General features: G+C 67.0%; 14 protein-coding genes, 1 tRNA gene and 3 pseudogenes. 5 read left to right on the top strand and 13 right to left on the bottom strand.

The annotated features are described in order from the left end of the window. The first annotated feature begins 42 nt into the window (after window positions 1-42). The 3 genes and pseudogenes from O159_RS03145 to O159_RS03135 all read left to right on the top strand — a co-directional run. The gene (locus O159_RS03145) at window positions 43-1,254 is read left to right on the top strand and encodes an MFS transporter (protein ID WP_021754310.1); all 1,212 of its coding nucleotides are present in this window, start codon (window positions 43-45) and stop codon (window positions 1,252-1,254) included. 546 nt (window positions 1,255-1,800) lie between these two features. Further along, entirely contained in the window at window positions 1,801-1,977 is a 177-nt protein-coding gene (locus O159_RS14905; RefSeq protein ID WP_169725652.1) for a hypothetical protein, read from the top strand. Between the two features lie 117 nt (window positions 1,978-2,094). Further along, window positions 2,095-2,838 (top strand): annotated as a pseudogene (locus O159_RS03135) (acyl-CoA dehydrogenase family protein); the annotation flags it as partial. On the opposite strand, the pseudogene O159_RS03130 reads toward O159_RS03135, so the two are convergent. From O159_RS03130 to O159_RS03090, 11 genes and pseudogenes are all read right to left on the bottom strand, one after another. Further along, window positions 2,836-3,834, bottom strand: a pseudogene (locus tag O159_RS03130) (IS481 family transposase). The pseudogenes O159_RS03135 and O159_RS03130 sit on opposite strands and share 3 nt — an antisense overlap. A gap of 180 nt (window positions 3,835-4,014) precedes the next feature. Beyond that, window positions 4,015-4,497 carry a hypothetical protein gene (locus O159_RS03125; RefSeq protein WP_021753961.1) on the bottom strand — a complete coding sequence of 161 codons (483 nt, stop codon included), beginning with the start codon at window positions 4,495-4,497 and terminating at the stop codon, window positions 4,015-4,017. Between the two features lie 80 nt (window positions 4,498-4,577). Continuing rightward, window positions 4,578-5,312, bottom strand: a complete 735-nt coding sequence (locus tag O159_RS03120; protein ID WP_043993421.1) for a signal peptidase I — start codon at window positions 5,310-5,312, stop codon at window positions 4,578-4,580. 1 nt (window position 5,313) lies between these two features. Beyond that, window positions 5,314-5,745, bottom strand: a complete 432-nt coding sequence (locus O159_RS03115; RefSeq protein ID WP_144267500.1) for a hypothetical protein — start codon at window positions 5,743-5,745, stop codon at window positions 5,314-5,316. A gap of 270 nt (window positions 5,746-6,015) precedes the next feature. Beyond that, complete coding sequence (locus O159_RS16710) at window positions 6,016-6,321, bottom strand: hypothetical protein (RefSeq protein ID WP_407929761.1); 306 nt, start codon at window positions 6,319-6,321, stop codon at window positions 6,016-6,018. A 7-nt stretch (window positions 6,322-6,328) separates the two neighbouring features. Continuing rightward, window positions 6,329-6,661: pseudogene (locus O159_RS16705) on the bottom strand (hypothetical protein); the annotation flags it as partial. Between the two features lie 168 nt (window positions 6,662-6,829). Continuing rightward, window positions 6,830-7,408 carry a hypothetical protein gene (locus O159_RS13730; protein ID WP_081689800.1) on the bottom strand — a complete coding sequence of 193 codons (579 nt, stop codon included), beginning with the start codon at window positions 7,406-7,408 and terminating at the stop codon, window positions 6,830-6,832. A 72-nt stretch (window positions 7,409-7,480) separates the two neighbouring features. Further along, a tRNA-Arg gene (locus tag O159_RS03105) sits at window positions 7,481-7,552 on the bottom strand. Window positions 7,553-7,605: 53 nt separating this feature from the next. After that, on the bottom strand, window positions 7,606-8,103 hold the full coding sequence (locus tag O159_RS03100) for an HNH endonuclease (protein ID WP_021754305.1): 498 nt from the start codon (window positions 8,101-8,103) through the stop codon (window positions 7,606-7,608). Window positions 8,104-8,489: 386 nt separating this feature from the next. Beyond that, a complete protein-coding gene (locus O159_RS03095; protein ID WP_021754304.1) occupies window positions 8,490-9,407 on the bottom strand; it encodes a C40 family peptidase in 918 nt (305 codons plus the stop codon). 218 nt (window positions 9,408-9,625) lie between these two features. Next, complete coding sequence (locus tag O159_RS03090; protein ID WP_021754303.1) at window positions 9,626-10,315, bottom strand: metal-dependent transcriptional regulator; 690 nt, start codon at window positions 10,313-10,315, stop codon at window positions 9,626-9,628. 118 nt (window positions 10,316-10,433) lie between these two features. On the opposite strand from O159_RS03090, the gene serC reads away from it, so the two are divergent. Then, a complete protein-coding gene (serC, locus tag O159_RS03085) occupies window positions 10,434-11,549 on the top strand; it encodes a phosphoserine transaminase (protein WP_021754302.1) in 1,116 nt (371 codons plus the stop codon). A gap of 3 nt (window positions 11,550-11,552) precedes the next feature. Further along, complete coding sequence (locus O159_RS03080) at window positions 11,553-11,795, top strand: DUF2530 domain-containing protein (RefSeq protein ID WP_021754301.1); 243 nt, start codon at window positions 11,553-11,555, stop codon at window positions 11,793-11,795. Window positions 11,796-11,816: 21 nt separating this feature from the next. On the opposite strand, the gene O159_RS03075 is transcribed toward O159_RS03080, so the two are convergent. Further along, window positions 11,817-12,419: a DUF3027 domain-containing protein gene (locus O159_RS03075; RefSeq protein ID WP_021754300.1), complete on the bottom strand. Its 603-nt coding sequence runs from the start codon at window positions 12,417-12,419 to the stop codon at window positions 11,817-11,819. Beyond that, a complete protein-coding gene (locus O159_RS03070; RefSeq protein ID WP_021754299.1) occupies window positions 12,412-12,792 on the bottom strand; it encodes a cold-shock protein in 381 nt (126 codons plus the stop codon). Before O159_RS03070 ends, O159_RS03075 begins: the two co-directional genes overlap by 8 nt. Window positions 12,793-12,827 lie beyond the last annotated feature (35 nt).

Raw genomic sequence — 12,827 nt, 5'->3', positions numbered from 1 at the left:
ACCCTCCGGATCGAGGCGGGCGACCGATACAGTGGAGAGATCGTGAGCACCTATTCGAGCCTGTTGAGAACACCCGGGGTCGGGCGCATCATCGCCGCGCAGCTGACCGCCAGGTTCCCTTTCGGCATGCTCTCGCTGGCGTTCCTCCTGCACATCGAACACATCCACCACAGCTACGGCGCGGCCGGTCTCGTGCTCGGCGCGATGAGCGTCGGGCAGGCGATCGCCGGACCGATGACCAGCCGGCTGATGGGCGTGCTGGGCATGCGGGCGGTGCTCTGGACGACGCTGCTCCTGTGCGCGGCGGCCGTCGCCGCGATCGGCCTCCTGCTGATGCCGATCCCGCTCACGATGGCCGTCGCGTTCTTCGCCGGGCTCAGTATGCCGCCCATCCAGCCCGCGGTCCGCACGATCTATCCGAAGATGGTCAACTCGCGGCAGCTGACCCCGCTGTTCTCGCTCGACGCGTCCGCGCAGGAGATCATCTGGATCGCCGGTCCCGTCGCGATCACCTTCGTCTCGACTCAGATCGGCACGGTCGAGGGCATCCTGATGTCCGTGGCGATCATGCTGCTCGGCGGGTTCTGGTTCATCTCCTCCCCCGAGGTCGGGCGGGTGCGCATCCCGCGCAGCAAGCGGCGCTTCGGCGTGGTGCTCTCGCGCCCGCCAGTGCTGCTGGCGACGGTCGTCGGGTTCCTCCTCATCGGTTCCTGTGCGGCGGTCGAAGCCGGTGTGGTGGCGACCTTCGGCGAGGGGTCGCCGTTCGCGGGGATCGTGCTGGCGATCTGGTCGCTCGGTTCACTGGTGGGCGGCCTCGCGTTCGGGCACATCCCGATCGGACCGTGGGCGACGGCCCGCCGGATGCTGATCGTGTTCGTCGGCGTGCTGCTCTCCACTTTCATGCTGTGGTCGTGGTGGGGCCTCTCGCTCGCGCTCATCGTCGCCGGTCTCGGCATCGCGCCCACCCTGGCGGTGCTGTTCGCGATCGTGTCGGCGAGCGTGAAGTTCTCCGACACCGCGGAGGCCTACGGCTGGGTCGGCACCGGGCAGCTCATCGGAGCCGCTCTCGGCTCGGCGCTCGCGGGCTTCCTCATCGACAGCAGCGGCCCCGTCGGCGCGTTCTGGATCGCGGGCGGGTTCGCGTTCGTCGGCTTCCTCGTGCCAGCGCTCGCGCACCGCATCCACCCGGACCTGCGGGGACGCGACGCCTCGCCCCTCCCGGACACCGAGCCGGTGCCGGTGCAGCCGTCCTAGCCGGCTGAGTCGCTTCGGCCATGGCCGCCAGCGGTGAGGCGGACTCTCCCGCATCACCGGCACGTGTCTGCGCAGAAGCCGATGGCCGCCGAGCGCGCCCCCGCGCATCGGGAGCGCCAAACAACGAGAAGGCTTCTCATTAACCGGATGCTGCCGCTCAGATCGACCGGGAGATGACCCTCAGCTGCGCACCCGATCGCCCGCGGCACGGATAGGTTCTGGTCGAGCGCATCCCCCGCGTGTGACGGTGGGACAGAACTCGAATTCGGGGGGGGTCGTGTGCTGTGTTCCGAACGATGACGATAAGGAGTCTGTCCCGCTCCCGACGTGGGGACCATGCTCGGACACACCCCGAACGGCACCATCGCGACCGCTCTCCTCACCGTCGGCGGCAGCGCGTGACGTCTTCCGCGCAGCGGCGTGCGACAGACAGCGCTGACGTGACACGCCGAGCTCGCCGCTGGCGTTCTCCTCGCGTGACGGGCGGAACCTCCGAACGACAGGAATAAGGAAACGATAGTGTCTCTGCAACGAACCACTCAGATCGTGAACAAGCGGATCGCCGCCAAACTCGAGACGGACTCCGCCTCCAGCTTCTCAGGATCGCATCAGGAAACAACGTGCGTGCTGATCGGGGCCGCCGCCATGGCGGCGCTGGTGGAACTGGGGGCCATCGATGAAAGCGTGGTGGCCGCGACGGCCGCGCTGGACATCGCCATATGACGACAGTGGACAGCGATATGCCGCGCGCACTCGACTCTGGCCCTGAGGCGATCCAAAGAAACTCACTCCCTCCGCTGGAGAGCCTCCCTTAAGCTAAGGAGCGTAACCGAGCAGGACATCCTGACCCCGGAGCGTCTCGAACGATTCCGCGGCCGCGCCGCCGAGTACGACGCCGAGAACCGCTTCTTCGCGGAGGACCTCGCCGAGCTGACAGAGGCGGGTTACCTGACAGCGCTCGTCCCGACCGAGCTGGGCGGCCGGGGGCTGAGCCTGGAGCAGACCGCGCGGCTCCAGGTCCGGCTCGCCGGGGCCGCACCCGCCACCGCGCTCGCGGTGAACATGCACCTCGTCTGGACCGGCATCGCCAAGACGCTGCGCGACCGCGGCGACGACTCGCTGAAGTTCGTGCTCCGGGAGGCCGCGGCCGGCGAGGTGTTCGCCTTCGGCCTGAGCGAAGCGGGCAACGACCTCGTGCTGTTCGGCTCGAGGACGCAGGCCCGCCCGGAGCCGGACGGCGGCTACCGCTTCTTCGGCGCCAAGATCTTCACCTCCCTCTCCCCCGCCTGGACCTGGCTCGGCACGATGGGCCTCGACACGACGAGCGCCGACGGTCCGAAGATCGTCTACGGCTTCATCGAACGCACGGGCGGCGGTTTCGAGATCCGCGAGGACTGGGACACGCTCGGGATGCGCGCGACCCAGAGCAACACCACCGTGCTCGACGGCGCTCTCGCCCGCGCCGACCGAGTCGTCCGCTGGTTGGAGCCCGGCCCCAACCCGGACCCCCTCGTCTTCGCGATCTTCGCGAACTTCGAGATCCTGCTCGCGGCCGTCTACACCGGTGTCGGGGCGCGCCTCCTAGGTGTGTTGCCCAGGGACGTTGGTCAATCTGCTGATGGGTGGCTGGCTGCCGATGGCGGTGTGGGGCCTGTGGTGATTGTAGGAGTGCAGCCAGGCCGGGAGTGCGTTGCGGCGGGCTGATTCGGAGTTGTAGTGCCGGGCGTATGCCCAGCCGTCGGCGAGGGTGCGGTGGAAGCGTTCGATCTTGCCGTTCGTCTGCGGATGGTAGGGCCGGGTGCGTTTCGGTTGGATGCTGAGCTCGGCGCAAGCGTCGCGCCAGGCGTATGAGCGGTATGCGGAGCCGTTGTCGGAGAGCACCTGTTCGACGGTGACGCCACGGCTGGCGAACCAGCCGACCGCTCGACGCAGAACAGCGATTGCAGTGGCGGCGGTTTCGTCGTCGTGGATCTCGGCGTAAGCGACACGGGAGTGATCGTCGATGACGGTATGAACGAACGCTGTGCCGGTGATCATGTCGCCGGTGATCCCGTGTTTCCCGGTCCGCTTCGCGGTGATGGCCTTGTTCCGCTCTCCCTGGAGACGTCCGACGTAGCGCCAGCCGCCACCGTCGGGGATGTTGCCGAGTTTCTTGATGTCGACGTGGATCATCGATCCGGGATGCTCGTGCTCGTAGCGGCGGGCGGGTTCGCCGGTGCGGACGTCGACGTGGCTGGGCCGATTGATCCGGCACCGGGAGAGGACCGTGTGAACGGTCGAGGCGGGCATGCCGAGCTGGGCGCCGATACCGACTGGTCCCAGCCGCTTCTTCCACCGCAGATGCACGACCTTGCGGACCAGTCTTCGCGGGGTCTTGTTCGGGCTGTGATGCGGCCGTGACGAACGGTCCAGCATTCCCGCCTCGCCCATCTCCACGTAACGACGAGCCCATCGGTCCGCGGTGCGTCAGGACACTCGGAAGTAGGTCGCCGCCGCAGCAACGGACCAGCCGTCGTCGACGACTTGGCGGGCCAGGCGGAGGCATTCGCGAGGAGTCAAAGCAGCATTAGCGTGGGTCACGAGGACCTCCTAAGTCATCGAGTGCAGGGAAACTAGACAGCCCCACTCTCGACCGGGAGGTCCTCACCCATCTATCGCGTCACACCTCAACCAACGTCCCTGAGCAGCACACCTAGGTCGATCGACGGTGACGGCGGTGGTGCAGGGTGAGGGCGGGGCTGAGAGCGAATCGGCGTCGCGTCAGCTACGACCGTCTCCTGCCGGAACGGGCCGGACCTGCACCCACCGCTCCCACAGAGCCCTCTGCACCCTTGTCCGGTGTGGGAGGGGTGGTGTTGCGGTGATTTTGCTGATCTCCTCGACGAGAGTTGCCCCGAGCGTTTGTGGTGCTCCGGCAGCGCTGCGGATCGCCGCGTGGTAGAGCTGGGCGAGGTGGTCGTAAAGCGTCAGCTTCCCTGGTGTGAATGGTTGGACCGTGACCCGATCGAGGATGACGGGGGTGTCCGCGACGTGTTTGCGGGAGAGGATGACGACGCCGAGTTCGGTTTGGTGGTGGTCTTTTCCCGCGGTGATCCGGTACTCGATGCGGGTTCCCACCCGCGCGATATAGCACGGGGTGCTGTTGCCGGGATCGTCATCGCTGGCGGTCCAGATCAGGTGGCCGCTCTCGGTCGCTTGACACACCGCGTCGATGACGGCGATCCAGTCCTGAATTCCAAGCATTGTCGTCCTCACTTCGCGTGATCTCCCCCCTTTTTCGCTGCGGTCGCTGTCTTCGCCCGGATAACCAGACACCTCCGGGCTTAGGGGGAGGCATCGTGGGTGGTGTTGCGGGAGGCGGCCAGATCGACCAGCTCGAGGAGGTCCTCGAGACCGTCGTGGTCGTGGTCGTGGTCGTGGTTGTGGTTGGTTGCCGGTGTCGGGGTTTCCCGGGTCGGTTCTTCCTCGGGTCCGTCATCGGTGGGGAGCCAGTCGTATGCGTGATCGAGGCGGGTTCCCACAAGGAGGGCGAGAACGGCGAGGACAAGGACGGCGAGGAGGAGGTAGTTATGTTCGGCGAACGCTTTCACCGGAATACCGACCCCGGGCACACGGAGCACCCCGACACCATGGACCATGCCCGCGGTGACCGGTGAGGAATCGGAGTGGGCGTTCGCGTCGCCTTTGGTGGTCAGGGTGTCGCCCTGGATCTTCACCAACCGGTGCAACCGCAACCGGCCGGGATTGTCGGGGTCATCGAACTGGACCACCTGACCCGCCCGGAGCTGACCGGCCGATACCGGGCGGATGACGACGAGGTCCCCCGCACGGATCGCCGGTGTTATCGAGCCCGACATCACCGTGGTCGCATGCCAACCGATCGCGAACGGGGCGATCCCCCACACCAGCAAACCCACCAGGCACCACACGATCGCTCTGCACACATTCGCCGTGACCACCCAGACAACCACCACGCCCCGAAAGACGCGCCTGTCACCGGAGACAACAACCATGCGGCGAACACCGCGGGCGCTCGTGTGATGCCTGGCAGCGGTCATCTCAGCTCGCCTTGTTGTTCTGGATCTCCCAAGTGAAGTCCGTGGAGACCTTCTTGCCCTGAGAACTGTTCGGCGCGGCCGAGCTCATCGCCCAGGAGATCTGGTAACTCTTCGACACATCCACCGTCCCGTCCAGCGTCCAGTTACCAACACCGGTCGAATACGAGACGTCCTTCGTCAGGAAATCCGAAAGGCTACCGTTATAAACCGTCCCATTCTTATCAGCAGTGAACGTGGCACCCGACAACGTCCCCTCCGTAACAGTGACAGTGAAGTACTGCGCGATCGAGGAAGCATCCGACGCGTTCGCCGCGTAAACCTTGACCACACCCGCCAGACCAGCCTTGTTCGTGATCGTGATCACCTTGCTGTCCGACTGACCCGGAACAATACCCGTCGGGGAGAACACCGCGGTCGTCGTGTTAGACGTCAACGACAAGCTCCCCGTCGACCACGAGTTCCCCGTGTTCGAAACAGAAGCACTGAACGCCGAGTGCGACACCGCGATCCCACTCACCGCAAGCACCGCCACAACCGCACCAGCACGAAGAACACGCGCACGCCGCGACAAACGAACCTTCTTCCGGAAAAGACCAGCCTGAGAACGCGTTGCAAAAACAGTCATAATACGAACTTCTTTCATATCAAAAAAGGGATAAGGGTTATACGTGATGGGCAGTAGAGAGAACTACACATCGGTCACTCAGTCATAGGTAAACGCCCCCCTATATGTCAACGTCGGACCAGCCCCACCAGAACCCGTCTGCGTGGTGACCACAACATCCACAACACCCACCGAACCAGCAGGCATCGTAAACAACACCGTCGGAATAGAACACGCAGCCATCACAATGTCCGTAGCCGCACGACCACCCACCACCACCCCCGTCGCTTTGATATTCACAGCGAGGAGCAACCCCTGCACCTGCACCGGGACGCTGGAATTGGTGGTGGTGCCATTGCCGAGCTGGCCGGTGCTGTTGTCCCCCCCACGCCCAGACAGTCCCATCCGACGCGAAAGCGAGACTGTAATACGCGCCGGCGGCGATCGCGGTGATCGTCCTCCCGCCAAGCCTCTGCACCCGCACCGGGGTGATGGAGTCGGTGGTGGTGCCGTTGCGCAACTGACCGTAGCCGTTGTACCCCCACGCCCAGGCGGTGCCATCCGACGCCAACGCCAGGCTGAAATTCTGGCCGCCGGCGATGGCGGCGGTCCCGCGGAGGTTGAGTGCGATGCGGGTGCTGCCGGTGGCGGGGAGGGGGGTGGGGGCGGTGCAGAAGGTGCTGACGTTCCAGCTGTCGCCGGTGTTGGTGCTGGTGGCGCTCCAGGTGGCCCAGGAGACCGCCATGGGTTGATGCGGCGAGAGCGAGAGCGGCGAGGGCGCAGAGGCTAGCGGCCAGCCGGATGAAGATTCTTACCCACACCCACCGTCGTCGGGGGGGTAAAGAGCGTCTGCACTATACTTTTCTCTTTTGATCAGGGGCGTTGGAAACAGAACAGGGCGAATCGCCGACGTTCACAAGCAAATATCGAACCGGGTGCCACCCCTGAGTGCTCCGGCCGCCCGAAAATGAGTGGCAGCCCCGAGCTGGAGGGCAAAAACGAGTGGCCGACGGAAAAACAGAACCCGGAGCGAAGCACCCCCGCCGCCCGCGACGGGCTCCGGAACATGCTCATCCACGAGCTCGACCAACTCACCGCCTGCGTCTGCGTCTGCGCCTCCGCCGACGCCCTCACCAGTAGGCGCCCCCAGACTGCAACCGAGCAGGACCGTCTCATCGAAGCCCGCCTCGCCAACGGGCTCATCCTCGACGAGTTCGCCAAGTTCCACGACCGCTTCCGCAACGAAGTCGACACCATCGACCCCCGCCTCGCCGAGCACCACAACGACTACGCCGAAGCCCGCACCCGCATCGACGCGCGTCTCACCCTCGCCACCGACATGGCCGGCATCGACACCCGCGCCGACGACCACACCGGAAGACTCGCCAACCAAGCCGTCTTCACCGAAATCCCTATCGGCGAAAACGGCGACACCGACTCCACCGCAGCGAAACCCTTCAGCCTCGACCTCGACGAGACCGCCGCGAAGCAAGCCACCGTGAGGTCGCTCGGCGAAACCAATGACTCATTCCTACGGCCGCAGGTTCGAACGTCGAACATGAGGTGCCCCTGGAGGGATTCGAACCCCCGACCTGGTGCTTAGGACGCACTCGCTCTTCCACTGAGCTACAGAGGCGGACGGGACGAGTCTACCGGGCACAGCCGGAACCGCCGATCGCAGCCCCGTCCTCACGCGGCGGGAGCGAGGTAGCCCTGCCATTCTGCGAGGGCGCCCTCGGTTCCGCGCACGACCCAGGAGGCGTCATGGGGGGCATGGGGGGTGAAAGAGAGCATCCAGCCCATCTCCGCGGGGGTTTTGTCGCTCTTGACGTTGTTGCAGCGCAGACAGCAGGCGACGAGGTTCTCCCAGGAGTCGCGGCCTCCGCGGGAGCGGGGCAGGACGTGGTCGATGGTCGTGGCGGACTTGCCGCAGTAGGCGCAGCGGTGCAGATCGCGCCGGAGGACGCCCCGGCGGCTCACCGGGACGGCTCGGCCGTGAGGGATGCGGACATAGCGGGTGAGGAGGATGACGGAGGGGCGGTCCCAGCTGCCGGCGATGCTCCAGACAGGGTGGTCGCGGTCGCTTTCGAGGACGGTCGCCTTATGGTTCATCACGAGGACGATGGCGCGTTTGAAGGAGACGACCGCGAGGGGTTCGTAGCCGGCGTTGAGGACCAGAGTCTTCACCTGCGACCTTTCGAGTGGACGGGGTGGGCGCTGCGTGACGCCGGGCAAAAGAAAAGGGCACTGTCCTTGCGGACAGCGCCCTTCACGACGGCGGCGGCGTGGTGGCACGCCAGCGGACGGCGGCGGCAGGCCTCGACATGGTGGCGACAGGCCAGAAAGTCCCGGTGGCGCGATGGCAGCGTGCATACGACGCCCGGCAGGAGGCCGCGCTCGACCTCGGCGGTCGCCTGCAGCGACCCGACCGAGGATCTTGCGGCCATCGGGGCTCTCCGATCTGCGCGGCTGCTCAGCACAGCGTTCAGGGGATCAGAGTAACGCATGAACGGCGCACCTCCTATTCGAGGCACGCCGTTCCTCAGCGGGTGTCCGCAGAGTTCACCGGGTGTTCAGATCCCCAGGCGGACGATGTAGTAGTTGTCGGTCCAGATCGGCCGGATGGAGACCGACTTGCCCTGGGTGGGAGCATCCAGGATGTTGCCATTGCCGGCGTAGAAACCGTCGTGGCCGGGCATGATGACAAGGTCGCCGGGGCGCGCGTCCGCAATGGCGATAACCTTGCCGCTGGCGGCCTGTTTGGACACAGAGTGCTGCATGGAGATGCCGAACTGCGAATAGACGTACATGATATAGCCGGAGCAGTCGAAGCCGGAAGGGCTGTCGCCGCCGTAGACATAAGGCGTGCCGATATACTGCTGGGCGACCGAGAACACCCGGTCGAGGCTGAAGTCCGGGTACGGCGGGTTGGCCAGGAACTGCTGGACGGAGGGGCCGGAGTAGCTGGTCGCGTAGCGGGTCAGCGTGACCGCGGCGCGCTGACGGGCGGCCTCGGCGGCGGCGGCGGCCTTCTGGGCGGCGAGCTGCTGCTCGGTGGTCGCGCTGACCGCCTCGCGGCCGGCGGTCGAGGAGACGACATCGCTGACCTCGACGCTCTGCGATTGCGCCCTCTTCATGCTGTCGGCGGCGGTGGGGCCGAAAGCCGAGCTCCCGGCGTCGTCCGGGTTGAAGGCGAAGGCGGGGATGGACATGGTGGCGACGATGCCGGTCGCGACACCGATCGCCGCGACATTGAGAACCCAACCGCCCTTGCGCTTGCCGGCCGGTTTGGTGGCGGCCAGACCGGCAGCGGCCGAGGTGGCGGCCGCGGACCCAGGTGGCCCCGGTGTCGAGCGGGCGACCGTCCCGGTCTCTGACTCGGCGCGGAGGGACCGGCGCGAGACAGAGCGGGGAGCGGAATCCTGGGGGGTGGAGCGAGGGTCCTGAGAGGCCCCGTCCTGGGTGAGACCGGGCGTGTCAGAGTGTGCCAACGTGCAACCTCCTGGCGCTCCTGCGGCATTGGGGCCGCCCCGTCTGTGTGCGATTGGCGTCGGTTCACCGGCCGGGAGACGGGATGCGGGGGGTGGAGCGTCCTGGTCGGGGTCCTGGTGGGCCGGCTTCTGGCCCGTTCGGACTCGTAAGAGAATACGGGACGACTCCTGGTTTGTCACATCTTTTCGAGGACTTCTTAACGAACGGGTAACAGATTTCAGGCGTCGACGAAGATGTGAGCAGCGAGTTCGTTGGGCAGTTCCAGCCCCGTCTCGGCCCCGTCGATCTGGACGGCGACAGAGGAGCCGTTCGCCGAGAAAGTGCCGGTCGAACCGGGAATCACCCCCGCTTGCTTGAGCTGGAGCAGCAGCTCGGGATCAACCTGCGCCGGCTCCCCGAGGCGGCGGATTCTGGCAGTCACCTCGGAATCGGCGGCGCGCACGGCCTCCACGAGGTTCACCAGGTTCCCGGTGGAGGCGGTGTCGGCGGCGCCGAGTTCGCCAAGGCCCGGGATGGGGTTGCCGTAGGGCGACTCCGTCGGGTTGCCGAGCATGGTGAGCAGCTTCCGCTCGACCTGCTCGCTCATGACGTGCTCCCAGCGGCAGGCCTCCTCGTGGACGTACTCCCACTCGAGCTCGATGACGTCGCTGAGGAGGCGCTCGGCCAGACGGTGCTTGCGCATGACATGCACCGCCTTGCGGCGTCCGTCGTCGGTCAGCTCGAGATGGCGGTCGCCCGACACGACGACGAGGCCGTCGCGCTCCATACGGCCGACGGTCTGCGAGACGGTCGGGCCGGAGTGCCCGAGACGCTCGGAGATGCGCGCGCGCAGGGGGACGATGTTGTCCTCCTCCAGCTCCAGGATGGTGCGAAGGTACATTTCGGTCGTGTCGATCAGATCGGTCATGGACCCCTCCACTAGCGGGCGCGAATGTCGCACTAGAGCCTACTTGGTGCCGCTGGCAGCCCGGTGACGGCATTCCGAGTGGCCGTCAGCAGGATGCGGCAGCCCCTAAACTTCTGTCATGCCGGATGTGACGATTCCCACTGAGCTGCTGCCCGCCGACGGTCGATTCGGATGCGGTCCCTCCAAGGTCCGCCCCGAACAGATCGCGTCCCTCGCCGGAGACGGCGCCGAGCTGCTCGGAACCTCCCACCGCCAGGCCCCGGTGAAGAACCTGGTCGGCCGCGTGCGCGAGGGCCTCAGCGAGCTGTTCCGGCTGCCGGAGGGCTATGAGGTCGTGGTGGGCAACGGCGGCTCGACGGCGTTCTGGGACGCAGCGGCGTTCTCGCTCATCGAGAAGCGGAGCCAGAACCTCGTCTTCGGCGAGTTCGGCGGCAAATTCGCCAAAGCGGCGGCGGCCCCGTGGTTGCAGGCGCCGCACATCGTCGAAGCGCCCGCGGGCTCGCGGGCCGACGCGGAGCCGATGCCCGGGGTGGATGTGTATGCCTGGCCGCACAATGAGACCTCGACCGGTGTGATGGCCCCGGTGCGCCGCATCCACGGCGACGTGGGCGCGCTGACCGTCGTCGACGCGACGAGCGCGGCCGGCGGCGCCGACCTCGATGCGGCCGAGACCGATGTCTACTACTTCGCCCCGCAAAAGAACTTCGCCTCGGACGGCGGGCTGTGGTTCGGCCTGTTCTCCCCCGCCGCGATCGAGCGGGTGGAGCGGATCGCCGCCGGCGACCGCTACATCCCGGAGTTCCTGAGCCTGAAGAACGCGGTCGACAACTCGCGCCTGAACCAGACGCTCAACACCCCCGCCGTGGCGACCCTGGCGCTGATGGAGAACCAGATCGCGTGGATGAACGCCAAGGGCGGCCTCGCCTGGGCGAGCGCCCGGACGAAGGAGTCCTCGGACGCGCTCTACGCCTGGGCCGATTCGGTCGAGTACGCGGCTCCGTTCGTGCAAGACTCGGAGCACCGCTCCCAGGTGGTCGTCACGATCGACTTCTCCGACACGATCGACGCCGCAGCGATCGCGAAGACCCTGCGCGCCAACGGGATCGTGGACACCGAGCCCTACCGCAAGCTCGGGCGCAACCAGCTGCGCATCGCGACGTTCACCGCCATCGAGCCCGCGGACGTGCGGGCGCTGATCGACTGCGTCGAGTACGTGGTCGAGCGGCTGGGCTGAGCCGTGCGGCTCTGGCTGCGCGAGAGCGAGCGCCGGCCCGATCCGGTGCCCCTCCCGACGGACGACCGGCGGGCCGTGCTCACCGGTCTCGTCCTGTGGTCCGCCGCCCTCGCTGTGACATTCGCCTTCGCCGGCCCGCTCAGCGCCGTGGACGAGAGCTGGTGGCGCTGGACGATCGTCGTCGGTCTCGCCCTCGGCGCGCTCGGGCTCGCCTCCCTCAGCGCCGGGCGGGCCCGCCGGCGCTGAGCCGCCCGGCGGCGACCGGCGTCACGAAGCAGCGCCCTCCCCGGCGGGGAGAACAGGCTCGGCGTTGACCTCGGCGTCCGTGGCCTCGTCGTCGACGCCCGGCAGCGGGGGGTCCGTCTCGCCCCCGACGCTGTCGATGTCGACGCCGTCCACATCGTCCCCCTCGTGCAGATCGTGGATGTCGTGGTCGTCTTCGTCGTCGAGGTCGTCGCCATCCTCATCCTCGTCGGGCCGGTCGTCGCCGGTCTCGTCCTCGTCCTCATCGTCGTCGTCCGCCTCGACCGTGAGGGCCTCCTGCGCCGCCTGGTACTCGGCGAAACGTTCCGACCACGGCACCCAATCGGGTGCGAGCAGCGACTCCTCGCCGGGCATCAGCTCGGCTTCGAGCACGGTCGGCTGGACGCCGTCCTCCGCGCGGCCGACCGAGACCGTCCAGCGCCAGCCGGGGTAGCCGGGTAGCATGCAGGCGAACAGCAGGGAGACGACGTCGCCGGCCTCGACGACGTGATCGATCGGCTGGCCGACCGTGGACTCGGGAGTGATCTCGGCCAGAGCCGCCCGGGCGAGGGGGATGGCCGCGACGAGCTCCCGGAGGTCGCCGGGCTCCGCGGGGTTCTCAGGCATCCAGGTCATCCGCGACGCGCCGCAGCACGGCGGCGATCTTGGCGCCGTGCGCCCTGTCCGGGTATTTGCCGCGGCGCAGGTTCGCGCCGATGCCGTCGAGCAGCTTCACGAGGTCCTCCACGATGATGGCCATGTCGTCGGCGGATTTGCGCTTCAGTTTGACCAGGCTCGGCGGGGCCTCGAGCACCCGCACGGAGAGCGCCTGGGCGCCGCGCTTGCCGTCGGCGATGCCGAACTCGAGACGGCTCCCCGCCTTGACCACGGCGCCCGCGGGCAGCGCCGAGGCGTGCAGGAAGACTTCCTGACCGTCGTCGGAGCTGATGAAGCCGAAGCCTTTCTCGTCGTCGTAGAACTTGACCTTGCCGGTTGGCATGGGAACCTCACTTCACATGGCGGATCGAATGATCA

Source organism: Leifsonia xyli subsp. cynodontis DSM 46306 (assembly GCF_000470775.1).
Classification (GTDB): domain Bacteria; phylum Actinomycetota; class Actinomycetes; order Actinomycetales; family Microbacteriaceae; genus Leifsonia; species Leifsonia cynodontis.
The sequence above is the reverse complement of the archived record's forward strand: the minus strand, read 5'-3'. Positions and strand labels throughout refer to the sequence as shown.